This is a genomic window from Streptomyces spinosisporus (genome assembly GCF_022698145.1).
Lineage (GTDB): Bacteria > Actinomycetota > Actinomycetes > Streptomycetales > Streptomycetaceae > Streptomyces > Streptomyces spinosisporus.
In genome coordinates this window covers 76,298-99,475 of sequence record NZ_JALDAX010000021.1, presented here as the reverse complement: position 1 = coordinate 99,475, position 23,178 = coordinate 76,298, and the positions used below count along the sequence as shown (strand labels likewise).

Here is a 23,178-nt window from a genome sequence, read left to right as displayed (position 1 = left end):
GCCCCGAAAAGCGTCCTCACAGGGCCCGTGTTGCGTACGCCCGGACATCTGCGTCCGGGTCTGATGTGGCTGTGGCGAGGGCGGCTCGGGCGGCGTGGGTGTCGGTGTGGTGGGTGAGGGCGAGGACTGCTGCCTTGCGTACGTCGGCGTTCGGGTCGGCGAGGGACTTGGCCAGGGCCGGGACGGCGATGTCCGGGGCGGCGGTGGAGAGAGCGGTCGCGGCGCCCGACCTCACCTGCCAGGCGGCGTCGGACAGGGCGGCCACGGCGCGTGCGGCGAGGGGTGGTGGGCAGCCGGTGGTGCCCAGCGCTCCGTAGGCGGCGCCCCGGACCAGGGCGTCGGGGTCGCCCGTGAGGTCGGCCAGGGCGGTGAGTACGACATCGAGGTCGTCCGGGTCGCCGGCCCGGTCCGCCCACACCGTCGCCAGGGCCTTGGCGACGGTGACGCGGACCTCGCGGGACGGATCGGTGGTGGCGGCCCGGGCCAGTTCCGCGGCGGCGTCCACGGAGACGAGGGCGCGGACGGCCTCGATGCGGACGGGGATGTCCGAGTCCGTCAGCGCTCCGGTGAACAGCGCTGCGTCACCCAGGCGCAGCGCACGCAGAGCGTCGAGCGAGGCGGCGCGGACGACGGGGTCCTGCTCGGTGAGGGCGGTGGCGAGGCCGTCGCGCAGGGCGGGTTCCGCGGGCAGGGTCTCGACCAGTTCGCGCAGAGACGCGGCGGCCGCGGCCCGCACCTCGGCGGCGCTGTCGCGCAGGACCTCGGCGAGGGCGGGACCCGTGCCCGGCGGCACCGTCTCGGTGAGGACGGCGACGGCCTCGCGGCGGACGGCGGGCGCCGGGTCGGTCAAGTAGGGCTGCAGGGCGGTGAGTTCGGGTTCCTCCTCGGCGAGGGCGACGAGCTCCAGGAGACGGGTCGAGGCCTGGCCGGGGTCCGGGAGGGAGGGTTCGGTGCGCGCGGCACCGGCCGCGACCGGCGTCGTGCTCTGTGTCCCGGACGCCACCGGGGCCGCGTCGCGCGGGCCGGCGGTGGCGACGTCCTCGGCGTGGACCTCGCCGAGGTGACGGGAAGGGCCGCCGACGGGAGTGAACTCGTCGACGGGAACGAGGTACGGAGCCACGGGACGAGCCGTGAACTCCATCGATCCGGAGGGGGACTTGTGCAGATCGAGGTGGTGGAACCAGGAGGCGTCGTCGCGACGGGGATGGTCGAGGCGGTCGTGGTAGAGGCCCCAGCGGGACTCGGTGCGGGCCAGGGAGGCACGCGCGGCCATCTCGGCGCAGTCCCGGATGAAGGAGACCTCGGCGCAGCGCATCAGCTCGTGCGGGGTGCGCGCGCCCATCCGCGCGATGTCGTCGTGCATCCGTTCGAAGGCCTCCAGGGCCAGGGACAGCCGGGCGCCCGACTTCGGCGGGGCCACGTAGTCGTTCACGAAGCGGCGCAGTTTGTACTCGACTTGGGGCTGCGGCGGCCCGTCCGGGTTGCGCAGCGGGCGGTAGATCAGCTCGTGCGCCGCGCGCAGCTGCTCCTTCGGCAACTCGCCCTCGTAGGGCTGGTACTGGGAGGCGTCCGCCCCCGCCAGGTCGCCGAAGACGAAGGCGCCGATCATGTAGTTGTGCGGCACGCACGCGAGGTCGCCGGCGGCGTAGAGACCGGGGACGGTCGTCCGGGCGTGGTCGTCGACCCGGACGCCGGAGGCGGAGTGGCCGCCGCACAGGCCGATCTCGGAGATGTGCATCTCGACGTCGTGCGTGCGGTAGTCGTGGCCGCGGCCCGCGTGGAAGGTGCCGCGGGTGGGGCGCTCGGTCGAGTGGAGGATCGACTCCAGCGCGGAGACCGACTCCTCCGGCAGATGGCTCAGCTTCAGATACACCGGGCCGCGGTCGCTCGCGACCTCCGCCGCGAACTCGGCCATCATCTGGCCCGACCAGTAGTCGGAGTCGACGAAGCGTTCGCCGTGCCGGTTGACCTGGTAGCCGCCGAAGGGATTGGCGACGTAGGCGCAGGCGGGGCCGTTGTAGTCCTTGATCAGCGGGTTGATCTGGAAGCACTCGATGCCGGTGAGCTCGGCGCCCGCGTGGTACGCCATCGCGTAGCCGTCGCCCGCGTTGGTCGGGTTCTCGTACGTGCCGTACAGGTAGCCGGAGGCAGGCAGGCCGAGGCGGCCGCAGGCGCCGGTCGCGAGGATCACGGCGCCCGCGCGTACCGTCACGAACGCCCCCGTGCGGGTGTTGAAGCCGGCCGCTCCCACCGCCCGCCCCCCGGCGGTCAGCACCCGTACCGGCATCACGCGGTTCTCGATGCGGATCCGCTCGCGCATCTCGCGCCGCCGCAGCTGCCGGTACAGCACCTTCTTGACGTCCTTGCCCTCCGGCATCGGCAGCACATAGGAGCCGGAGCGGTGCACCTGGCGGACCGCGTAGTCGCCGTGCTCGTCCTTCTCGAACTTCACGCCGTACGACTCCAGGCGCTGCACCATGGCGAAGCCGCGGGTGGCGGTCTGGCGGACGGTGGACTGGTCGACGATGCCGTCGTTGGCGCGGGTGATCTCGGCGACGTAGTCGTCGGGCTCGGCGCGGCCGGGGATCACCGCGTTGTTGACGCCGTCCATGCCCATGGCGAGCGCGCCGGAGTGGCGGACGTGAGCCTTCTCCAGGAGGAGCACGTTCGCGCCGTGCTCGGCGGCGGTCAGCGCGGCCATGGTGCCGGCGGTGCCACCGCCGACGACGAGGACGTCGCAGCGGATCTCCTCGGCGTCGGTGAGCGCGGGGATCTGCAGGGGGGTGTTCACGGGGGTGGTCACCGGGGTGCCCTTCGGTTCCGGGGTGCCTTTCAGGTACCGAGCGAGGAGAGGACGTCGCGCCGCAGCGCCACGCGCGCGGGATCGTCGTGCGCCGTACGGTCGCGCGGGCGCGGCACGTCGCGTACGGCGGTGAGCCGGCCGTTGCCGAGGAGCGCCACGCGGTCGCCGAGGAAGAGGGCCTCGTCCACGTCGTGGGTGACGAAGACGACGGTCGCGCCGGTGCCGTGCAGGACCTCCACGAGCAGGTCCTGCATGCCTGCGCGGGTCTGGGCGTCGAGGGCGCCGAAGGGTTCGTCCATGAGGACGGCGCGGGGAGCTCCGGCGAGCGCCCTGGCCAGCTGGGCGCGCTGGCGCTGTCCGCCGGAGACGCGGTGCGGCAACTGCCGTGCGTGGTCGGTGAGTCCGACCCGGTCGAGCCAGGACTCGGCCTGGGCGCGGCGTTCGGAGCGGGGCAACCCACGGATGGCGAGGGGAAGTTCGACGTTGGTGCGCAGGGTGCGCCAGGGCAGGAGCGCGTCCTCCTGGAAGATCAGTGCGCGGTCGGCGGAGGGACCCGTCAGCGGGTTTCCGTCCTGGCCGGCTGTGCCTGCGAGGGGGGACAGCAGTCCGGCGAGTGTGCGCAGCAGGGTCGACTTGCCGCATCCGGAGGGGCCGACGACGGTGAGGATCTCGCCGGGGGCCACGTCCAGGTCCACCGCGTCGAGCACCGGCGCGCCGGGCCGCCCGAGGACGGCGCCGTGCAGCGAGAGCCCCGCCCCGGTGCGGGAGGCCGGGCGGACGTCAGACGAGCTGGTCATGGGGTGCCTCCTCCTTGGTCGTGGACGTCGCCGGCGCTGCGGCCCCGGTGTCACGCACGCGCCGTACGGGCCGGGCGGCGGGGACGTAGGAGGTGCGCGGCAGCCAGCGGGTCAGACGGCGGCCGAGGAGTTCCACCGCCGTGGAGGTGACCCAGCCGAGCACGCCGATGGTGACCATGCCGACGAGGACACCGGCGTAGTTGACGACGGTGTAGTCCTGCCAGGTGCGGTAGCCGACGCCGTACTGGCCGGAGATCATCTCGGCGGAGATGACACAGATCCACGAGACGCCGATGCCGACCGACAGGCCGCCGAAGATGCCGGGCAGCGCGCCCGGCAGGACGACCGAGCCGAGGACGCGCCACCGTCCGCCGCCCATCGTGCGGACCGCCTCCTCCCACACCGGGGTCAGGGCGCGGACCGCGTGCCGGGTGGAGACCAGGACCGGGAAGAAGGCGGCGGTGAAGGTGATGAAGACGATGCCCTGTTCGTTGGAGGGGAACAGCAGGATGGCGACCGGGACCAGGGCGATCGCGGGGATCGGGCGGACGACTTCGAGGACCGGGCCGAGCAGGTCCTCGGCGAGACGGGAGCTCGCCACGAGCACGCCCGCCGCCACTCCCAGTACGGCGGCGAGCACGAAGCCGGTGAGGATGCGGGTCAGGCTGTCGGTGAGGTCCGTCCAGTAGTCGGGGCCGGACAGCCGGTCGGCGAAGGTGCGGGCCACGTCGGTGACGGTGGGGAACTGCGAGAAGCGCAGCCACAGGTCGACGTTCAGGCTGGTCAGCAGCTGCCACAGGCCGAGGGCGGCGGCCAGGGAGAGGGCCCGGAGCGCATGGCGTGCAAGCGGCCGCCGGGTCATGACGCCCGCCGCAGAGCGTCGGCGTACGTGATGACGCGGGCACCGCCGTGCGCGGCGGCGTACGCCTTCGCGGTCGCCGGTGCGACGAAGGGCAGGAGCCGGTCGCCGTCGGCCACCCAGACCGCCTTGTCGGCGAACCAGAGGGTGCCGGTGGTGGCGTCGGGGACATAGGCCGCGCGGATGCCGTCCTTGTGTCCGGCGACGTAACGCAGCAGATCGGTGGCGGACTTGAACTCAGTCGTCTTCTCGGCGCCCTTGGGCCACACCTCGCCGGCGGCCGTCGGTGGGGCGGAGGCGAGATGCGTGGCGTAGTCGGCGCCGAGTGCCTTCTTGACGTACTGGTCGTCGACGAAGGAGTCCACGTCGATGTCGCCGGTCAGCTTCTCGGCCTTCAGGACCGAGACGTCCTTCTTCAGCGCGGAGACGAGCTGCGGCTTGATCGCCGGGTCGAAGGTGGAGATGCCGTGGGCGCCGTTGTAGAGGTAGACGACCTCGGCGGGGAGTTCGGTGGCCTTCGCGACCTTCTCGGCGGCGGCGACGGGATGGGTGTCGAGATAGTCGGTGGCCTCGGCCTGGGCCTTGAGGAAGGCCTCCAGTACGGCCGGTCGTCGCTGCGCGAAGTCCTCGCGGGCGGTGACGCCGTGGAAGGTGGGGAGGTTCAGCTGGGCACCGTCGTACAGGGCCTTCGCCCGGCCCTGGTAGGCGAGCAGGCCGGGCCAGGCGACGAACTGCGACAGTGCGTCCGCGCTGCCCGCGGAGAGGGCCGAAGCGCCCACGGCGGGCTGCTGGTTGAGCTTCTCGATGCCCTTCTCGGGGTCGATGCCGGCCCGCTGCAGGGCCCGTACGAGCGTGCCGTCGGCGGCGGAGCCGACGCTCGTGGAGATCTTCTTGCCCTTGAGGTCGGTGAGGGTGGACAGCTTGGAGCCGGGGGAGGTGACGACGGTGTTGAGGCCGCCGCGGAGGTTGTAGCCGGTGACGGAGACGAGGCGGGTGGGCTTGTTCAGCTGCTTGCCCCGGGCCGCGTTGATGAGCAGCGGGAAGTCGCCCATCGAACCGATGTCGATCTTCCCGGCGGTCATCTGGGCGGTGATGGGGGCGCCGGTGGCGTAGTCCTGCCAGTCGACCTTGTAGATGTGGCCGTCGTGGAGGGCGTTGAGGTTCTTCTCGAAGTAGCCGAGGGAGCGCAGCAGGGTGCCTGCGGTGACCGTGTTGATGGTCTTGGACTGGTAGCCGACGGTGATGGTGACCGTCTTGCCGTCGCCCGCCTCGGCACTGCCGCCGCAGGCGGACAGGGGCAGCAGGAGGACGGCGGCGGATGCGGCGATCGCTTTGCGTTTCATGGGAGTTCGGGACCTCTCACCGGAGCAGGTAGGGCATGTTGACCGTCACGGCTCCGGTGGGACAGCGGGCCGCGCACGGGCCGCAGTACCAGCACTCGTCGACGTGCATATAGGCCTTGCCGCTGCTGTCGTCGATGGCGAGGGAGTCCAGCGGGCACATGTCCACGCAGAGCGTGCAGCCGTCGATGCACTTCGACTCGTCGATGGTCACGGGCACGTCGGCCCGCTGGGGCGCCAAAGGCATGGCTGTCTCCAGGGAGGTCGAACTCGAGGGGTCGCTCGGTGAAAAGAGGTGGTGTCAGGCGGAGCGGTGCAGGAGGCCGCTCATCGTGATGCGGTCGCCGCGGAAGCGGATGAACTCCAGGTCGACGGGGCGGCCGTCGGCGAGATGGGTGAGGCGTTCCAGCATGAGGACGGCCGCGCCGTGCGGGGCTTCGAGCACGGCGGCGGAGTGGGTGTCCGCGTTGACCGCCTCCAGGGTGATCGCGGCGTGGCCCAGGCGCTGCCCGGTGATCGTCTCCAAAAGGCGGAAGACGTCGGTGTTCTCCAGGTCGGCGCCGAGCAGGGCGGTGCCGAGGTCGAGCGGGATGTAGGTGAGGTCGAGGGAGAGGGGGAGGCCGCCCAGGCGGCGCAGGCGTTCGATGTAGAGGACGTCCGTGCCGGGCTTGACCTGCAGCCGCTCGGCGACCGGGGCGGGTGCGGGGGCGGGGCCCATGGTGCGGACCTCGTTGGTGACCCGGCCGTGTTCGCGCAGGGTCTCGGCGAGGCCCATCAGACAGTCGAGGCCGTGCGGGTACTTCCGGGCGACGACCACCGTGCCGACGCCGGGCAGGCGGTCCACGAGGCCTTCGGCCCGGAGCAGGTCCAGGGCCTGACGGACGGTGTTGCGGGTCGCGCGGTAGTCCGTGGCGAGGGTCGTCTCGTGGGGGAGCGTGCCGTCCGGGAAGCCGCCGGCCAGGAGCTGGTGGCGGAGCAGATCGGCGAGCTGCCGGGCCTGGTCGGCACGCAGCCGGCGCCGCGCGCGGTGGGCGGCGACGGTGGTCGCGCCCTGGCCGGCGTGGTCTCGGATGCGGTCGCTGGGTGGCATGTTTTGAACCATACCGAGTTGGTAGGGAACGGAGTGTTGCAGCGGTGTTGCGCCACTTGCCGTGGTGTCAGACAAGGCTCTGACCTGGGGAAACAGTGATGCGGATGTAAGATCTGCCACAACTTCGGCACCACGCCCCGGGCGCCACACCCTCGGTTCTACGGCCGCAGGATCGCTCAGCTCAAAGCGTTCAGGCCCGGCGCGAAAGTGATCAGCAGCGGCAGCAGGGGCACCAGCGCGGCGACCGTCGACGTCAGGGCCCGGTGCCGGCGGCCGAGCCGCGGCGGGGGCTGGAGCAGACGGTCCACCCGCTCGCCCAGGAGCCGGTGGCTGGAGGCGCAGGACAGCACGCCCCGGTGCTGGTTCAGCTCGATCAGCGCGAGCGCGGTGGTCAGGTGGCCGCAGCGGCGCGAGGCCGTGTCGTCCGCGGCCAGCTCCACCAGCCGGTGCGTCTGCTCGCAGAAGTGGGCGAACAGCGGCACCCGGGGAAAGCCCGTGGCCAGGGCGCTCGACAGATGCAGCAGCCAGTCGTGGTGGGCGCGGGCGTGGTCGCGCTCATGGGTGAGGACGGCGTCGAGCTGGTGGTCGGTGAGGCGGTGCAGCGCACCCGTGGTGACGACCAGCTGGGGCGGATGGCCGGGCATCCACCAGGCGTCCGGGTACTCGTCCTCCAGGACCAGCAGCGGGCCGCGCGCCGCCTGCTCCAGTCCGGCGGGCAGTTCCGGGGCGCGTTCGCGCAGGTGCGCCCGGGTCCGGCCGCGGCGCCGGCGCGCCTCGACGAGTTCGCGGGCGAGCATCGCCGTCGTCCAGGCGGCGCCGCAGGCCAGCAGCAGGGTGAGGGCGGCGGCCCAGGCCGGGGCGGCGGTGAGGTCGTAGGCGGCGGTCACGGCCGGGGGTGCCGGGGCGAAGACATGGTCGCGGAAGGTGTGGAAGACGGCGGCCGCACCGAGCACGAGCGCCGTCAGACAGCAGAGCAGAACGGTGGCGACCAGGCACTGCCACACCCACAACGCGACCACGGGCTCGCGTTCCGGCCACGCCGCCCGCACCAGCGCACGCGGAACGGGCACGGCGGCCATCAGGGCGACGAAGCTCAGCAGGAGCAGGACGACGGTCATGCCACGGTCTCCGGATCTCGGTCGGAGGAAGGGCGGTGCGGCTCGGCGCACAGGGCGCCGGACGCCAGTATGACGGCGAACGGCGCGGGAGTCAGGGGACGACGACCACCCCGTACGTCCCGTGCGACCCCCGTCACGCCCTGCAACTCCCGCCCACCCCAACGCGCTTGTCACGCCCGGCGCACCCTCGCCCCGCTCACGCCCGCGCGCAGCGCACCCCCGCCCCCCTCACTGCACCCTCCCCTCAACCCCCCACGATCCGCCCCCTCACCTCACCCAGCCCCACCCGCACCCCGTCCGGCCCCGGCGCCCAGCCCGAGAGGGTCACCACGTCGCCGTCCTCCAGGAACGCCCGCTTGCCGTCGGGGAGTTCCAGGGGGTCGCGGCCGTTCCAGGTCAGTTCCAGGAGTGAGCCGCGCTGGGAGAGCTCCGGGCCGCTGACCGTGCCCGAGGCGTAGAGGTCGCCGGTGCGCAGAGAGGCGCCGTTCACCGTCATGTGGGCGAGCTGCTGCGCGGCCGTCCAGTACATGCCGGAGAAGGGCGGCTCGGAGATGACTTGGCCGTTGAGGGCGACGGAGATGCGCAGGTCGTAGCCGCCGGGCTCGTCCTGGCTGTCGTCCAGGTAGGGCAGCAGCTCATGGGTGCGCTCCGGGGGCGCCACGCGCGCGTCCTCCAGTGCGTCCAGCGGGGTGATCCACGCCGAGACGGAGGTCGCGAAGGACTTGCCGAGGAACGGGCCGAGGGGGACGTACTCCCAGGCCTGGATGTCGCGTGCGGACCAGTCGTTGAGCAGGCACAGCCCGAAGACGTGGTCGCGGAAGTCGCCGAGCGCCACCGGTGTCCCCTGCCGCGAGGGCAGGCCGACCACGAAGCCGACCTCGGCCTCGATGTCCAGGCGGACGGACGGCCCGAAGACGGGTGCCGCGTCGGCCGGGGCCTTGCGCTGCCCGGAGGGCCGTACGACGTCCGTGTCCGACACCACGACCGTGCCGGCGCGCCCGTGGTAGCCGATCGGCAGGTGCTTCCAGTTCGGTGTGAGCGAGTCGGCCGCGTCCGGGCGGAAGATCTGTCCGACGTTGCGGGCGTGGTGCTCGGACGCGTAGAAGTCGACGTAGTCCGCGACCTCGAAGGGGAGGTGGAGCGTGACCGAGGACAGCGGGTGCAGGAAGGGCGCGATCGCCTCCTGGTGCGCCGGCACCGTGACCCACGCCGTCAGCGCGCGCCGCACGTCCGACCAGGCGGTGCGGCCCGCGGCGAGCAGCGGGTTGAGCGAGGGGTGCGCGAGCAGGGAGGCGTACGGCGAGCCGAGCGCCATCGCCGCGCCGCCCGCGTCGAGGACATGGTCACCGAGCCGGACGCCGACCCTCCGCTCGGCCGGACGGGTCGAACCGGGGGGCGAGAACACGCCGTAGGGAAGGTTGTGCGGTCCGAAGGGGTCGCCCTCGGGGACGTCGAAGGGGGGCATGGGGTGCTGCCTCACTCTCACCAGGTCGCGAGCGTTCTGTCACGGGCCGTCATGTGGCCGCGCCACACGTTACGGCTGAGTCACCGGTCTTGGGCAGTGCCTAAAGAGTTTGCAATGTCCGGATTTTCCTTGTCGGAGCCCCCAATTCCGGCTTAGCGTCCTTTGGGGGACACGGACGGGGTGGGTCCGGTCCGTAGGGGGGACACGTGGGGGGACCCGTGGCCAGGAGCACCAGCAGTGTGCCGTGCGAGGCCGACCGTGACGTTCCGGGCCTGATCGTCAAGTTCGGTGACTATCCGCTGCACCACGGCGGCGTCGGCGCCATCCGCAGCCTCGGACGGCTCGGCGTGCCGATGTACGCGATCACCGAGGACCCCTACACCCCCGCCGCCTCCTCCCGCTATCTCAAGAAGGCCTTCGTCTGGCCGACCACCGGCATGGAGCACCCGGACCACCTGGTGGAGGGGCTGCTGCGGATCGGGCGGCGCATCGGCCGTCCCACCGTCCTCGTCCCCACCGACGAGGAGGCGGCCGTCCTGATCGCCGAGCACCAGGACGAACTGTCCGGCCGTTTCCTCTTCCCGCGCGTCGAGCGCGCCCTGCCGCGGCGCCTCGCCAGCAAGCAGGGCCTGCACGAACTGTGTGCGGAGCACGGCATCCCGAGCCCGACGGCCGCCTTCCCGCAGTCCTACGACGACATCGCGGTCTTCGCCGAGAAGGCCCGCTTCCCGGTGGTGGCCAAGAACCGCGAGGCGTTCTTGCGGCGCAAGCAGCCGGCGGTGAACGGTACGACGAGGATCGCCACCCGCGAGGGCCTGCTGCGGCTGGCCCGCGACTGGGGCGAGCACCCCGGAGTGATCCTCCAGGAATATCTGCCCAGGGAGGAGGCCGAGGACTGGATCGTGCACGCCTACTTCGACCAGGACTCCACACCGCTCGCCATGTTCACCGGCGTGAAGGTGCGCTCCTGGCCGCCGCACGCCGGCATGACGGCGAACGCGTACGTCGTCGACAACCCGGAACTCGCCGACCTCGCCGCACGTTTCATCAAGCAGATCGGCTTCACCGGCATCATCGACCTAGACCTGCGCTTCGACCGGCGCGACGGACAGTACAAGCTCCTCGACTTCAATCCGCGCATGGGCGCCCAGTTCCGGCTCTTCGAGAACGAGTCGGGGGTGGACGTCGTCCGCGCCATGCATCTGGATCTGACCGGACGCCCCGTTCCGGAGGGGGAACAGCGGGCCGGTCATCGGTACATCGTGGAGAACATCGACCTGCCCGCCCTGCTCGCCTACCGCCGCAGCGGCTATACGACGCCGCACGCCCCGGCGCGCCCGAGCGGGACGGAGCTGGCCTGGCTCGCGGGTGACGACCCGCTGCCGTTCCTCACGATGCTCGCGCGCTTCGTGCGGCCGGGCGCGAAGCACCTGTATCAGCTGTGGCGGACCAACCGCCGCGGCAGCGCCACCAGTTCGAGCAACTGACCGGCAGACCGGACCAGCTGTGCGAGCCGGACGCGAAGTGACGAAGTGACGTCCTGGGGAGGGACTTCGTGATTCAACCGGTTGCAGTCATCGGCGCCGGGCCGTTCGGCCTGTCGACCGCCGCTCATCTGAAGGCACGCGGCATCCCGGTGCGCGTCTTCGGCGACCCCATGGTCAGCTGGCGCGACCACATGCCCGCGGGCATGCTCCTGAAGTCGACCCCGGTCGCCTCCAACATCGACGCCCCGCAGCAGGGCCACAACCTCGTCGACTACTGCGACGACGCCGGCATCAGGCGGCTGGTGACCGACGAAGACCTCGTCCCGATCGAGACCTTCATCGCCTACGGCGAGTGGTTCCGCACCAAACTCGTGCCCGAACTGGAGCAGGTGCGGGTGGTGTCGGTGGACCGGCACCAGGGTGGCGGCTTCGAACTGAAGCTGGACTCGGGTGAGTTGTTCACCGCCCGCGCGGTCGTCGTGGCGACCGGCCTGTCGGGCTTCGCGCATGTGCCCGCCGAACTGGCCGCGGCCGTACCGGACGGACCGGACCCGACCAGCCCGGTCTCCCACAGCTCCCAGGAGCACGACCTCACCCGCCACGCCGGCAAGGAACTGATCGTCGTCGGCGCGGGCCAGTCCGCCCTGGAGACGGCGGCGCTGGCGGCGGAGGCCGGCGCGCGGGTCAGGGTGGTGGCCCGCGGCCGCGGCAAGGTCGCCTTCGGCTCACCGCCGTGGAAGCAGCCGAAGCTGCGCCCCGAGTCGCCCTTCGGCCGCGCCTGGTCCCTGTGGGCCCTCAGCTACTACCCCCACCCCTACCGCCATCTCCCGGCCGAGATCCGCCACTATCTGGTGCGCCGGGTCCTCGGCCCGCTCGGCGCCTGGTGGCTGCGTGAGCGCTTCGAGGGGAAGGTGCAGGTCAGCGAGGTCGACCGGATCGTGCGGGTGGACGCGGCCGACGGCAGCCCCACGCTGACCGTGCGCACCCTCGCGGGCCGCACCCAGAGCCTGTCCGCCGACCATGTGATCGCGGCGACCGGATACCGCGTGGACCTCGCGGCGATGGACTTCCTCGGCCATGAACTGCGGACGCGTCTGGCGGTGAGCCGCGGCGCCCCCAAGCTGGGCGCGGGGTATGTCTCCTCGGTCCCGGGCCTGTACTTCACGGGCCTGCCGGCGGCGTCCTCCTACGGCCCGCTGATGCGCTTCGTGTGCGGTTCGGAGTTCGCCTCGCCGCGGCTGGCCCGGCACTTGGCGGCGGCGCACGGATAGAGAGGGCGGCAGGTGGCCAAGAGCCCACAGGGGCAGGGGAGTTGCACAGGTGCCCGAGTGGGCTCGTCGGTCGTCCGGTTCACGATGAGTCGGTGGCCCGTCGGGTCCGTATTCTCTGATCATGGCCGCACCCACCGCATATGCACTCGTCGCCACCGACCTGGACGGCACGCTGCTCCGAGGCGACGACACGTTGTCCGACCGGTCCCTCGCCGCGCTCGCGCGGGTGGCGGAGGCCGGCGCCCGGCACCTGGTGGTGACGGGCCGGCCGGCCCCGCGGGTGCGGCCGCTTCTCGACGACCTGGGGAGCACGGGGCTCGCGGTGTGCGGACAGGGCGCGCAGGTCTACGACGCCGGCGCGGACCGTCTGCTGTGGTCCGTCACGCTGGACCGGGAGCTGGCCGAGACCGCCCTCGGCAAGATCGAGGCGGAGGTCGGCCAGGTGTACGCGGCCGTGGACCAGGACGGTGTGGAGGGGCTCACCCTCATCGAGCCGGGCTATCTGATGCCGCATCCCACGCTGCCGGCCGTGCGGGTCGACCGGCGCGACGACCTGTGGTGCGCGCCCATCAGCAAGGTGCTGCTGCGCCATTCCTCGCTGTCGGACGACGAGTTGGCGGCGACGGCGCGTTCGGTGGTCGGTTCGCTGGCCACCGTCACCATGTCGGGGCCCGGGACCGTCGAACTCCAGCCATGCGGCATCACCAAGGCGACGGGCCTCGCCCTGGCCGCCGCGCATCTGGGACTGGGGCCGGAGCGGACGATCGCGTTCGGCGACATGCCCAACGACATCCCGATGTTCGACTGGGCCGCCCACGGCGTCGCCATGGCCAACGCCCATCCCGAACTCAAGGCGGTGGCCGACGAGATCACCCTGTCGAACGAGGACGACGGCATCGCCGTCGTCCTCGAGCGACTGTTCAGCGGCGAGCCGGACCGCCGCAGGGAGCTGCTGAGGGAGCCTCAGTAGGCGCCGAAGACGTTGTCGATCGAGCCGTAGCGCGCGGCCGCGTACTTGCAGGCGGCCGTGATGTTCGCTACCGGGTCGTAGGGGTTCATCGCCGTGCCGGGCACGTGGTAGGCGAGGAAGGTCGGGTCGATGACCTGCAGCAGGCCCTTGGAGGGCGTGCCGGCGACGGCGTTGGAGTCCCAGTTGTTGATGGCGGCGGGGTTGCCGGAGGACTCACGGATGATGTTGCGGTAGATGCCGTCGTACGACCCGGGTATCCCGTTCTGCGCCATGACCTGCAGCGAGGCCCGGATCCAGCCGTCGAGGTTGTCGGCGTAGCCCATGGAGGTCGCGGTGAGCGTGGTCGGCGTGGCCGCGGAGGCGCTGGTGGCGCCGATGAGCGGAAGCGCGAGCACGGCGGCACCGGTGCCCGCGACGGCGAGCTTGCGGGCGAGACGGGAGCGCTTGGGGCGTCGGTGCTGAGCGGCAGCGGACATGGGGGATTCCTCTCCGGCGCCTGCGAGGTGAGCTGTCGGGTTCGGGCTGGAGCTGCCCGGCCGTGCCGCCCTGCGGCGACGCGGCTTCACCCCTGGCCGTCCCGGTGCGGTGCCGGGTCCGGCGGCTTACCTGGTTCCCCCGCTCCTGCCGTGCGAGTGAGTTCGTCGATGGGTGGTCTCCGGGCGGCGGCAGGATTCGGCGTCCGCCCGACAGGCCGGGAACGTATGCGAGAGCACATGTCCGGAACAAGTGTCGGATTCACAGATCGCGCCTATTGACCTTGGTCTGGTGCTTATGGGGCGCTTGATCCTTTGCGGCTGCCAATCCTCAACTGGCGTACGGGCACTGGAAAGTCGACATTTGTGGGAGGGTCGTCGGCCGGCGGTCGGAAGTGACCCAACTCACGGGCTTCCGCAAGCGCGGCAAATCGGGCAATGAGCTCAACTCATGTTCAACCAGGCGGGACTTCGCGGATATGCCCACCACTGGGGCGGAACCTCCTCCGTGGTGCCCGTCGTTGTCCCGGTGGACGCCTGCGCCGGAAGGTGGCGAGCGCCATGAGCGCCCTCCCGGGTGGACACGTCCATGGATATCCGCTCTTATCAGGTGATCACATACATAACGGTCGTGATCCGATACCGCCCGTGCTGGACCGGTGGGCGGCATGGGTGATCGAAAGGTGACCGGATACGCTGACTTGAGTGATGGCAGCGACCTATCGACAAAACGCGTAACCGCCAGTAGACACCAGCAGACAGGAGACCCCTCGTGACCGTCGTCGGGCCGTTCGGGCTGAGCGTGCGGGACCAGGCTCTGGAAGCCGATGTCCAGGCCGGATTGGCGGCCGTCGAGGAAGGTTTGCTCGAAGCCACCAAGAGCGAGGTCCCCTTCATCACGGAGGCCGCCCAGCACCTGGTGCGCGCCGGCGGCAAGCGGTTCCGCCCGCTGCTCGTGATGCTCGCCGCGCAGTTCGGCGATCCCTACGCCCCCGGTGTGGTGCCGTCGGCCGTGGTGGTGGAGCTGACCCATCTGGCGACGCTGTACCACGACGACGTGATGGACGAGGCCGCGGTGCGGCGCGGTGTGGACAGTGCCAACACGCGCTGGGGCAACTCGGTCGCGGTCCTCACCGGCGACTTCCTGTTCGCGCGCGCCTCGCACATTCTGGCCGACCTCGGGCCCGAGGCGGTCCGGGTGCAGGCCGAGGCGTTCGAGCGCCTGGTCACCGGGCAGATCCTGGAGACGGCCGGCCCGCAGGACGGCCGCGACCCGGTCGATCACTACCTGGACGTGCTCGGCGGCAAGACGGGTTCGCTGGTGGCGGTGTCCTGCCGCTTCGGCGCGATGATGTCGGGCGCCGACGAGACGGTCGTGGACGTGCTGACGCAGTACGGCGAGCGGCTGGGGGTCGCCTTCCAGCTGGCCGACGACGTGCTGGACATCGCCTCCGACTCGCACGAGTCCGGCAAGACACCGGGCACCGACCTGCGCGAGGGCATCCCCACCCTTCCCGTGCTGCGCCTGCGGGAGCGGGCGGCGCGGCTGGGCCTTGCCGAGGACATCGCCCTGCGCGACCTGCTGGACTCCGACCTGAGCGACGACGCCCGGCACGCCCAGGCGCTGGCCGGCCTGCGCGCCCACCCCGCCCTGGAGCAGGCCCGGCGCGACACCGTGCGCTACGCCGAGGACGCCCGTGCGGCCCTCGCGCCGCTGCGGGAGTGCGACGCCAAGGCAGCGCTGATGGAGATGTGCGACGCGGTGGTGCACCGGGCCGGATGAGCCCATGACGGGCGGCGTTCCTCCCCTGTGACCCCTACGGGTCGGGGGAGACGCCACCCTCCCGCGTCATACCCCAGGTGTACATGGAGTTGGATCCCCGGTCTGACGCTTCTTCCTGGCCGATTTGGTGAGATGGAAACCACGGAAATCACCACTCCTCACCGATTCGGGTGAGAATGGCGGCTCGGGGTGGACAACCCACGCACATGAGTTGGACAGCCGCCGCCGACGACGGAGGTAGCGCACACATGGCACCGTACGAATCCGACGAGAGCACGACCGCCGAGGAGGCCGACGACCTCCGCGCGGGCCGGCGCAAGGCCGCGCGGTATGTGGTCCCGGTCGCGGTGGTGGGGGTGGCGGCGGCGACCATCGGGCTCGTCCCGGCCCTCGCCGACTCCGGTGACCCCGATCTGCCGAAGATCAGCGCGCAGCAGCTCATCGACAAGATCGCCAAGTCGGACGTCCAGCAGCTGTCCGGCACGGTCAAGATCAGCACGGACCTGGGCCTGCCGGACCTCGGCGGTCTGGAGAGCAGCCTGATGTCCGGAGCCACCAGGTCGGGCGACGACTCGTCCGCCGACCCGAGCTCCAAGCTCACCGAACTCGCCACCGGCACGCACACCCTGCGCGTCGCCTCCGACGGCCCGGACCGGCAGAAGGTGTCGCTGCTTCAGGATGCGGCGGAGTACAGCCTCATCCACAACGGCAAGGACATCTGGGGCTACGACAGCCGGTCGAACGAGGTCTACCACTCCACCGCCGCCGACAGCGCGGACGCGCACAAGAAGCAGGACGTCCCGGCCACGCCCAAGGACTTCGCCGAGGAGGCCCTGAAGTCGGTCGACGACACGACCTCCGTGAGCGTGCAGGGCACCGCCCAGGTCGCGGGCCGTGACGCGTACCGGCTGGTCGTGAAACCGAAGCAGTCCGGGTCGACCGTCGGCCAGATCACCGTGGCCGTGGACGCCAAGACCGGGATGCCGCTGAAGTTCACGCTGACGCCGTCGAGCGGCGGCGCGGCCGTGGTCGACGCCGGCTTCACCAAGGTCAGCTTCGCCAAGCCGAGCGCCTCGACCTTCGACTTCACCCCGCCCAAGGGCGCGAAGGTCACCGAGGACGGCAAGGACGGGCACGGGCTCAAGGGCGACGACCTCAAGGGCGACGACAAGGCGCCGAGGTCCGGCGAGGACTTCGCGAAGGGCGCCAAGGGGTCCGACGGGATGAAGGTCCTCGGCAGCGGCTGGAACTCCATCGCCACCTTCGACACCGGCGGCCAGGGCATGCCGTCCGGCTCCGAGGCCGGCCAGTTCGGCGGCTTCCTGGACTCGCTCGGCGACAAGGTCTCGGGCAAGTTCGGCTCGGGCACGGTCTTCAAGACCCGCCTGATCAACGCCCTGATCACCGACGACGGCAAGGTCTACGTCGGCGCGGTGAGCAAGGACGCGCTGGTGAAGGCCGCCGACGCGGCCAAGTAGGACACCGCGGGCAACCGCCGTACACGTACGACGAATCGAGGGAGCCGATGGGCGATGCGTCCGCCACGGAGCCGGAGCAGGGCGAGCCGGGTGACAGCGTCATCGCCACCCGCGGGCTCACCAAGCGCTACCGCGGCGGGCAGCTCGCCGTCGACGGTCTGGATCTGACCGTCCCGGCGGGCAGCGTCTTCGGCTTCCTCGGTCCGAACGGCTCGGGCAAGACCACCACCATCCGCATGCTGATGGGCCTCATCGAGCCCACGTCGGGCACGGCGCGCGTCCTCGGCAGACCCATGCCACGCGCCTCGCGCGCCGTGCTCCCGCACGTCGGCGCCCTGATCGAGGGCCCGGCTCTCTACGGCTTCCTCTCCGGCCGCGACAACCTCCTGCGCTACGACGCCGCCGACCCGACCGCCGATCCGCGCACCCGGCGCACCCGCGTCGCCTCGGCGCTGGAGCGGGTGGGCCTGACGGCCGCCGGCGGCAAGAAGGCCAAGGCGTACTCGCTCGGCATGAAGCAGCGGCTCGGGCTCGCGGGTGCGCTGCTGCAGCCGCGCCGGCTGCTCGTGCTGGACGAACCGACCAACGGCCTCGACCCGCAGGGCATGCGCGAGATCCGCTCCCTGGTCAGGGAGCTGGCCTCCGACGGCACGACCGTCTTCCTCTCCTCGCATCTGCTCGACGAGATCGAGCAGGTCTGCACCCATGCCGCGGTGATGGCGCAGGGCCGTCTGATCACCCAGGGCGCCGTCGCCGACCTGTCCGCGGGAGTGCGCGGGCGCCTCGTCGTCACCACGCCCGACACCGGGGACGCGGCCCGTGTGCTGAAGGAGCAGGGCGCCGCCGACGTCGTCGTGGCCGAGGACCGGGTGACCGCCGAGCCGCCCGAGCGGGATCTCGCCGAGGTGAACGCGGCGCTGGTGACGGCCGGTGTCCGGGTGCGCGGCTTCGGTGTCGAGCGGGCCTCCCTGGAGGACGCGTTCGTGGCGCTCACGGGGGAGGGATTCGATGTCGCAGGCTGAAGCGGCGACGGACGCGGTGACCACGGGACCGGCCGCCGGTGCGGTCCGCGCACCGAGACTGCTGTGGACCTTCGGGCTCCTGCGCAGCGAACTGCTCACCACCTTCCGGCGCTGGCGCACGCTCGCGCTGCTCGGCGTGCTGGCGGCCGTGCCGATCCTGGTCGGCATCGCGGTCAAGATCGAGACGAGCGACGGTTCCTCGGTCGGCGGGGGCGGGCCCGACGGCGGCGGTGGCCCCGCGTTCATCTCGCAGATCACCAACAACGGCCTGTTCCTGGTCTTCACCGCACTGGCCGCGACCCTGCCGTTCTTCCTGCCGATGGCGATCGGCGTCGTCGCGGGCGACGCGGTCGCGGGCGAGGCGAACGCCGGCACCCTGCGCTATCTCCTGGTCGCCCCCGCCGGACGCACCCGCCTGCTGCTCACCAAGTACGCGATCGTGCTGGCCTTCTGTCTCGTCGCCACGCTCACGGTCGCGGTCTCGGCGCTGACGGTCGGCGCCGTCCTCTTCCCGCTCGGCGACCTCACGACGATCTCCGGCACCCAGATCAGCTTCGCCGACGGGCTCGGCCGGGCCCTGCTGATCGCCCTGGTCGTCGCCGCGTCCCTGGTGGGCATCGCGGCCCTCGGCCTGTTCGTGTCGACGCTCACCGGCAGCGGGATCGCGGCGATGGCGACCACGGTCGGGCTGCTGATCACCGTCCAGATCCTCGACCAGATCCCCCAACTGCACGCGATCCAGCCGTACTTCTTCTCCCACTACTGGCTGTCCTTCGCCGACCTGATGCGGGAGCCCGTCTACTGGGACGACCTGGTGAAGAACCTCGGACTGCAGGGCCTGTACGCCGTGGTGTTCGGCTCGGCGGCCTGGGCGCGGTTCACGGCGAAGGACATCACGGCGTAGCGGCACGCGGCGGGGTGCCGGGCGGGCCGTCGAGCAAAGGCCCGGCGCTCGACGATCACCTGCGCCGTGCGGACGCCCCCGTGAGCCGGGCCAGGGCCTCCGTCTCGCGCGGCGGTGTCCCGCCGAGGTCGCCGAGGCGCCAGTCGTTCACCCAGGGCACGCGGTACACGTCGATGAGCGGCTCGATCAGCCGGACCTGCTTCTCCAGCGGACGCGGCAGCCGCCCCGGCGCGTCCGCGACCAGTACGACGGCGTCCAGGTCGAGCCCGGGCGGGGCCTCACCGAGCCGGAAGACCTCCACGGCGCGCAGCACGGCCGCAAGACCCGCGGCATGCGTACGCGCGACGAGCAGGACGGACACCGGATCCTCGGGGCCCGGCCAGTCGCGGCCGCAGTCGTGACCGCCGTAGACCGCGGCGAGGGTGGAGACGCCGGCGCCGCCGTGGGTGCCGACCCAGGAGTAGCGCCGGGGGCCGGCATGGGTGTGGGGTTCCTGCGGCCCCGGCTCCGGTACGGTGACCGGGCCGCGGAGCCAGATCTCCGGTCCCTTCTGCACATCCGCGCGCATGCCCGCTCTCCTCCTCGTCACGCCCCTCGATCCTCACCGGGCCGCTGCGGTCACGCGACGGGGTGCGCGGCACCTGCTACGAGTCTGTGACGCCACGGTGACGTGTGCACCGGGAGCGACCGGAGAGACTCGACAGTACGTGCAGGACCCGGATCTTGTCGCCGGGGGAGCGGATGGCCGACGGCGGGAGGGAGCACCATGGAAGCCGTGAGCGCTGTCCGCGGACTCCCCGACGCATCCGAGTGAGGAAAGCGATGTCTCGACTCAGCCGCGAGAAGAAGCGGGAACAGAAGGGTGCCGCGGACTCGGCGGCCCTCGTGGCGGCACCGATCGACGTCCGCGTGCCCGCGGTCGGTGCAGATGGTGCGGTCGGCGCCTGGGTCGGCGGCGTACCCGTCACGGCGGGCACCGGCGAGGAGATCCAGCAGGCCGTGCTGAACCACCTCCAGCGCATCGCCCTGGCCACCGGCCACCCCGTCCACGCCACGGTCCACGACGAGCGGATCGGCTACGTCGTCCACCTCCGGGTCGAACCGGACGGAGCCAGCAACTTCACCGGGGAACCGGAGCAGATGGCGCCCGCGCCGCCCCAGCCCGAGGACACCCCCCGTCGGGACAAGCCGACTCATGTACTGCGGGCCACCCCGGAACCCCAGCGGGAGACCGCGCCGACCTTTCCGCTGCGCGCGACCCCTGAACCGCAGCCCCTGGGCGAGAACGCACCGACGTTCCCCCTACGCGCCGTACCCGAATCGGCCGCAGATACGGGCGGGACCGCCCCGACCTTCGCCCTACGCGCCCTACCGGAACCCCCCGAGGACCACACCCCCGGCACGGTAACCCCCCCAACGGGCGAGTTCGGCCCACCCCCACCGATGGACGCGATCCCACACCACCCCACAGCACCGCAGGACACACCGCCGCCGGGGCAACGACCCACCTCCGGGCCTCAGCCCGCACCCGGACCGCCCGCACCCGGACCCCAGTCCACCCCCAAGCCCCAGCCCACACCCGACCCCAGCCGGCCCAGCTCGCTCTCGGTCGTCCCACCCGACCCCGCTCTGGATCCCGATCCCAAGCCCACGCCCGCTCGTGGGTTTGATGCTGTGGCCGAGGCTGTGCTCGGGGAGGAACCGCCGGTTACTGTCAGCTTTCTTGTTGAGCCGATGGGGCTGATCAACGAGGCTGTGAAGACGGGGCGGACGGAGGAAGCCGCGCGGCTGGCCGAGGGTACGGTCGGGGAGGCGTCGGCGGCGCTCGGGCCGGAGCATGACGAGGTGCTGCGGCTGCGTGAACTCGCCGCCTACATCGCCTACTTGGCGGGCGACCCGATCCGTTCCTTCCGGCAGTCGCTCGATCTTGCGCGGATCCGCCGGCGCACCGGGGACGCGGAGGCGGCCTACGGCAACGTCCAGAGCGCGGCCTCCGCCTGGCGCGCCGTACGCGATCCGCAGCAGGGCTTGGACCTCGGCCGCGATCTGATCGGCCTGTGGACCGAGCTCACCGCCGAGGACGGCCCCGCCGCCGACGACATCGAGCAACTGGAGTCCGCCCGCGCCCGCATGGGCCGACTCACGGAACGCGCCCGCAAGTCGGCCCAGTAGCAGACCGGTTGAACCGGACCGCTACGAGGACAGCTCCCACACCGCGTGGGCGACGGCGTCGCTGTTGTGGTCCAGCGCGGTGTCGTCGATGTTGGCGGACGTGTCGCAGGAGCGGTGGTAGCAGGCGTCGAAGGCCTTCCCCGACGTACCGCCCCACGCGTCCTTCTGCGCCGCCGTCTTGATGTAGTCGGCGCCGCTGAACAGCCCGCCGACGGGGATGCCCGCGTTCTCGAACGGGGCGTGGTCGGAGCGGCCGTCGCCCTCGGTGTCGGGCTCGGTGGTGATGTTCAGGCCGGCGAAGTAGTCCTTGAAGGTCTTCTCGATCGTCGGGTCGTCGTCGTAGACGAAGTACCCGGGGTTGGGCGAGGCGATCATGTCGAAGTTCAGATAGTCGCTGATCTTCGAACGGTCCGCGGTGGAGAGGCTGTTCACGTAATTCCGGGAGCCGACCATGCCCAGCTCCTCCGCGCCCCACCAGGCGAACCGCAGATGCTTGCTGGGCTGGTATCCGGCTCGCGACACCGCGAGCGCGGTCTCCAGCACGGCGGCCGATCCGGAGCCGTTGTCGTTGATGCCGGGCCCGGCGCTGACGCTGTCCAGGTGGGAGCCGGACATCACGACGTGGTCGGTGTCCCCGCCCGGCCAGTCGGCTATCAGGTTGTAGCCGGTGCTGCCGGAGGACGTGAAGGTCTGGACGGTGGTGGTGAACCCGGCCGCGTCCAGCTTGCCCTTCACATAGTCGAGGGAGGCCTTGTAACCGGCCTTGCCGTGGGCGCGGTTGCCGCCGTTGGCGGTGGCGATGGACTGCAGCTGGGCGAGATGGGCCTTGACGTTCGCCACGGGTATGTCGGGCGCGGCGGCCTGCGCCGGCGCGGGTGCCGCTCCGGCCAGGGATCCACTGGTCAGGAGCATGACAGTCGAGACGGCGGCTGCGGCCACACCGGTGGCAGCCGTGCGCCCGGAAACGGAGAACTTCATGTGGGGGGCTCCGATTTCCTTGGGAATCACGGGGATTCCGCAATGAATGGGGTCCCAGGATGGTGAACGCTTTACCAACCGCGCGTCAAGAGCGGTATCAGGACACCGGGTTCACATATCGGACGCCGAGCCAGAGGGGCGGAGCCGGCGGACGCCCCGTCACACGTCCACTGCGGCGGGCGCCGGCGCATCGACCCGCAGCGCCTGACGAGCCCGGGCGACCCTGCGGGCGGCCCGCCACGCATCCCAGGTCAGCAGCGCCAGCGCCAGCCACACCAGCCCGAACCCGGCCCACCGCTCCGGCGGCATCTCCTCGTGGAAGTACAGGATCCCGAGCAGGAACTGGAACACCGGCGTCAGATACTGGAGCAGCCCCAGCGTCGACAGCGGCACCCGTATGGCCGCCGCGCCGAAGCAGACCAGCGGCAGCGCGGTGACCACCCCGGACGCGGCGAGCAGCGCCGCGTGCCCCGGCCCGTGCACGGCGAACGTCGACCTGCCCTGCGCGGACAGCCACACCAGATAGCCCACCGCGGGCACGAACTGGATCGCGGTCTCTGCCGCCAGCGACTCCACCCCGCCGAGATCGACCTTCTTCTTCACCAGCCCGTAGGTGGCGAAGGAGAAGGCGAGCGTGAGCGAGATCCACGGCAACTGCCCGTAGCCCACGGCGAGCACCACCACCGCGGCGAAGCCGGTCCCGACCGCCACCCACTGCACGGGACGCAGCCGTTCCTTCAGCAGCAGCACGCCCATGGCGATGGTGACCAGCGGGTTGATGAAGTACCCGAGCGAGGCCTCGACCACGTGCCCGCTGTTCACGGCCCAGATGTAGACGCCCCAGTTGATGGTGATGAAGGCCGCGGCGACCGCGACGAGCGCCAGTCTGCGCGGCTGCCTCAGCAGTGCGCCGGCCCAGGCCCAGCGCCGGGTCACGAGCAGCGCGGCGGCCACGAAGACCAGGGACCAGGCCATCCGGTGGGCCAGGATCTCGACCGCTCCGGCGGGCTTCAGCAGCGGCCAGAAGAGGGGGACCAGACCCCACATCCCGTATGCCGCGAAGCCGTTCAGCAGTCCTGTGCGCCTCTCGCCGCTCGACTTCCCGGTCACGTGCCCCCTCCTCGCCCGGTCGCATGTATGTGCCAGGCAGAAGGTAACGCCGAACGCC

Annotated in this window: 20 protein-coding genes; 8 read left to right on the top strand and 12 right to left on the bottom strand. The window is 71.5% G+C overall.

Annotated features, from left to right (window positions below; genetic code table 11):
• Positions 1–16: 16 nt before the first annotated feature.
• The 8 genes from MQN93_RS37535 to fahA form a co-directional block, all read right to left on the bottom strand.
• Positions 17–2,803: a fumarate reductase/succinate dehydrogenase flavoprotein subunit gene (locus tag MQN93_RS37535; protein WP_242713009.1), complete on the bottom strand. Its 2,787-nt coding sequence runs from the start codon at positions 2,801–2,803 to the stop codon at positions 17–19.
• A gap of 29 nt (positions 2,804–2,832) precedes the next feature.
• A complete protein-coding gene (locus MQN93_RS37530; protein ID WP_242713008.1) occupies positions 2,833–3,600 on the bottom strand; it encodes an ABC transporter ATP-binding protein in 768 nt (255 codons plus the stop codon).
• Entirely contained in the window at positions 3,584–4,462 is an 879-nt protein-coding gene (locus MQN93_RS37525) for an ABC transporter permease (RefSeq protein ID WP_242713007.1), read from the bottom strand. Before MQN93_RS37525 ends, MQN93_RS37530 begins: the two co-directional genes overlap by 17 nt.
• Complete coding sequence (locus MQN93_RS37520) at positions 4,459–5,802, bottom strand: ABC transporter substrate-binding protein (RefSeq protein WP_242713006.1); 1,344 nt, start codon at positions 5,800–5,802, stop codon at positions 4,459–4,461. Before MQN93_RS37520 ends, MQN93_RS37525 begins: the two co-directional genes overlap by 4 nt.
• Before the next feature lie 16 nt (positions 5,803–5,818).
• The gene (locus MQN93_RS37515) at positions 5,819–6,046 is read right to left on the bottom strand and encodes a 4Fe-4S dicluster domain-containing protein (RefSeq protein ID WP_016437651.1); all 228 of its coding nucleotides are present in this window, start codon (positions 6,044–6,046) and stop codon (positions 5,819–5,821) included.
• A gap of 54 nt (positions 6,047–6,100) precedes the next feature.
• Positions 6,101–6,889 carry a GntR family transcriptional regulator gene (locus tag MQN93_RS37510; protein WP_242713005.1) on the bottom strand — a complete coding sequence of 263 codons (789 nt, stop codon included), beginning with the start codon at positions 6,887–6,889 and terminating at the stop codon, positions 6,101–6,103.
• A 176-nt stretch (positions 6,890–7,065) separates the two neighbouring features.
• Positions 7,066–8,007: a M56 family metallopeptidase gene (locus MQN93_RS37505; RefSeq protein WP_016437653.1), complete on the bottom strand. Its 942-nt coding sequence runs from the start codon at positions 8,005–8,007 to the stop codon at positions 7,066–7,068.
• A gap of 244 nt (positions 8,008–8,251) precedes the next feature.
• Entirely contained in the window at positions 8,252–9,472 is a 1,221-nt protein-coding gene (fahA, locus tag MQN93_RS37500; RefSeq protein WP_242713004.1) for a fumarylacetoacetase, read from the bottom strand.
• A 218-nt stretch (positions 9,473–9,690) separates the two neighbouring features.
• Between fahA and MQN93_RS37495 the strand changes: the two genes are divergently transcribed.
• From MQN93_RS37495 to MQN93_RS37485, 3 genes are all read left to right on the top strand, one after another.
• Positions 9,691–10,959 carry a carboxylate--amine ligase gene (locus tag MQN93_RS37495; RefSeq protein WP_242713003.1) on the top strand — a complete coding sequence of 423 codons (1,269 nt, stop codon included), beginning with the start codon at positions 9,691–9,693 and terminating at the stop codon, positions 10,957–10,959.
• Between the two features lie 68 nt (positions 10,960–11,027).
• The gene (locus tag MQN93_RS37490) at positions 11,028–12,230 is read left to right on the top strand and encodes an FAD-dependent oxidoreductase (protein WP_242713002.1); all 1,203 of its coding nucleotides are present in this window, start codon (positions 11,028–11,030) and stop codon (positions 12,228–12,230) included.
• A 121-nt stretch (positions 12,231–12,351) separates the two neighbouring features.
• Positions 12,352–13,200: a Cof-type HAD-IIB family hydrolase gene (locus tag MQN93_RS37485; RefSeq protein ID WP_016437657.1), complete on the top strand. Its 849-nt coding sequence runs from the start codon at positions 12,352–12,354 to the stop codon at positions 13,198–13,200.
• On the opposite strand, the gene MQN93_RS37480 is transcribed toward MQN93_RS37485, so the two are convergent.
• The gene (locus MQN93_RS37480) at positions 13,194–13,676 is read right to left on the bottom strand and encodes a transglycosylase SLT domain-containing protein (protein ID WP_016437658.1); all 483 of its coding nucleotides are present in this window, start codon (positions 13,674–13,676) and stop codon (positions 13,194–13,196) included. The two genes, MQN93_RS37485 and MQN93_RS37480, sit on opposite strands and share 7 nt — an antisense overlap.
• 769 nt (positions 13,677–14,445) lie before the next feature.
• Between MQN93_RS37480 and MQN93_RS37475 the strand changes: the two genes are divergently transcribed.
• From MQN93_RS37475 to MQN93_RS37460, 4 genes are all read left to right on the top strand, one after another.
• On the top strand, positions 14,446–15,456 hold the full coding sequence (locus tag MQN93_RS37475) for a polyprenyl synthetase family protein (RefSeq protein ID WP_016437659.1): 1,011 nt from the start codon (positions 14,446–14,448) through the stop codon (positions 15,454–15,456).
• A gap of 248 nt (positions 15,457–15,704) precedes the next feature.
• The gene (locus MQN93_RS37470; RefSeq protein ID WP_016437660.1) at positions 15,705–16,934 is read left to right on the top strand and encodes a LolA family protein; all 1,230 of its coding nucleotides are present in this window, start codon (positions 15,705–15,707) and stop codon (positions 16,932–16,934) included.
• Between the two features lie 47 nt (positions 16,935–16,981).
• Positions 16,982–17,956 (top strand): ABC transporter ATP-binding protein, encoded by a 975-nt coding sequence (locus MQN93_RS37465; protein WP_242713001.1) that lies wholly within the window; start codon positions 16,982–16,984, stop codon positions 17,954–17,956.
• Positions 17,943–18,860, top strand: coding sequence for an ABC transporter permease (locus MQN93_RS37460; protein ID WP_242713000.1), 918 nt, complete (start codon positions 17,943–17,945; stop codon positions 18,858–18,860). Before MQN93_RS37465 ends, MQN93_RS37460 begins: the two co-directional genes overlap by 14 nt.
• Positions 18,861–18,915: 55 nt before the next feature.
• Here the strand turns inward: MQN93_RS37460 and MQN93_RS37455 are convergent, their stop codons facing one another.
• A complete protein-coding gene (locus MQN93_RS37455; RefSeq protein WP_242712999.1) occupies positions 18,916–19,428 on the bottom strand; it encodes a DUF6668 family protein in 513 nt (170 codons plus the stop codon).
• Between the two features lie 254 nt (positions 19,429–19,682).
• Between MQN93_RS37455 and MQN93_RS37450 the strand changes: the two genes are divergently transcribed.
• Positions 19,683–21,032 carry a tetratricopeptide repeat protein gene (locus tag MQN93_RS37450; RefSeq protein ID WP_242712998.1) on the top strand — a complete coding sequence of 450 codons (1,350 nt, stop codon included), beginning with the start codon at positions 19,683–19,685 and terminating at the stop codon, positions 21,030–21,032.
• Between the two features lie 21 nt (positions 21,033–21,053).
• Here MQN93_RS37450 and MQN93_RS37445 read toward each other — a convergent pair whose 3' ends face one another.
• Together MQN93_RS37445 and rarD are read right to left on the bottom strand one after the other, a co-directional pair.
• On the bottom strand, positions 21,054–22,010 hold the full coding sequence (locus tag MQN93_RS37445; RefSeq protein WP_016437665.1) for a M28 family metallopeptidase: 957 nt from the start codon (positions 22,008–22,010) through the stop codon (positions 21,054–21,056).
• Positions 22,011–22,169: 159 nt separating this feature from the next.
• The gene (gene rarD, locus MQN93_RS37440; protein WP_016437666.1) at positions 22,170–23,120 is read right to left on the bottom strand and encodes an EamA family transporter RarD; all 951 of its coding nucleotides are present in this window, start codon (positions 23,118–23,120) and stop codon (positions 22,170–22,172) included.
• Positions 23,121–23,178 lie beyond the last annotated feature (58 nt).

Coding starts and splice junctions, on each gene's coding strand:
- MQN93_RS37525 (WP_242713007.1), bottom strand. CDS start 4,462: ATGACCCGGCGGCCGCTTGCACGCCATGCGCTCCGGGCCCTCTCCCTG.
- MQN93_RS37520 (WP_242713006.1), bottom strand. CDS start 5,802: ATGAAACGCAAAGCGATCGCCGCATCCGCCGCCGTCCTCCTGCTGCCC.
- MQN93_RS37445 (WP_016437665.1), bottom strand. CDS start 22,010: ATGAAGTTCTCCGTTTCCGGGCGCACGGCTGCCACCGGTGTGGCCGCA.
- MQN93_RS37470 (WP_016437660.1), top strand. CDS start 15,705: ATGGCACCGTACGAATCCGACGAGAGCACGACCGCCGAGGAGGCCGAC.
- MQN93_RS37450 (WP_242712998.1), top strand. CDS start 19,683: ATGTCTCGACTCAGCCGCGAGAAGAAGCGGGAACAGAAGGGTGCCGCG.
- fahA (WP_242713004.1), bottom strand. CDS start 9,472: ATGCCCCCCTTCGACGTCCCCGAGGGCGACCCCTTCGGACCGCACAAC.
- MQN93_RS37510 (WP_242713005.1), bottom strand. CDS start 6,889: ATGCCACCCAGCGACCGCATCCGAGACCACGCCGGCCAGGGCGCGACC.
- MQN93_RS37485 (WP_016437657.1), top strand. CDS start 12,352: ATGGCCGCACCCACCGCATATGCACTCGTCGCCACCGACCTGGACGGC.
- MQN93_RS37505 (WP_016437653.1), bottom strand. CDS start 8,007: ATGACCGTCGTCCTGCTCCTGCTGAGCTTCGTCGCCCTGATGGCCGCC.
- MQN93_RS37460 (WP_242713000.1), top strand. CDS start 17,943: ATGTCGCAGGCTGAAGCGGCGACGGACGCGGTGACCACGGGACCGGCC.
- MQN93_RS37515 (WP_016437651.1), bottom strand. CDS start 6,046: ATGCCTTTGGCGCCCCAGCGGGCCGACGTGCCCGTGACCATCGACGAG.
- MQN93_RS37530 (WP_242713008.1), bottom strand. CDS start 3,600: ATGACCAGCTCGTCTGACGTCCGCCCGGCCTCCCGCACCGGGGCGGGG.
- MQN93_RS37455 (WP_242712999.1), bottom strand. CDS start 19,428: ATGCGCGCGGATGTGCAGAAGGGACCGGAGATCTGGCTCCGCGGCCCG.
- MQN93_RS37465 (WP_242713001.1), top strand. CDS start 16,982: ATGGGCGATGCGTCCGCCACGGAGCCGGAGCAGGGCGAGCCGGGTGAC.
- MQN93_RS37480 (WP_016437658.1), bottom strand. CDS start 13,676: ATGTCCGCTGCCGCTCAGCACCGACGCCCCAAGCGCTCCCGTCTCGCC.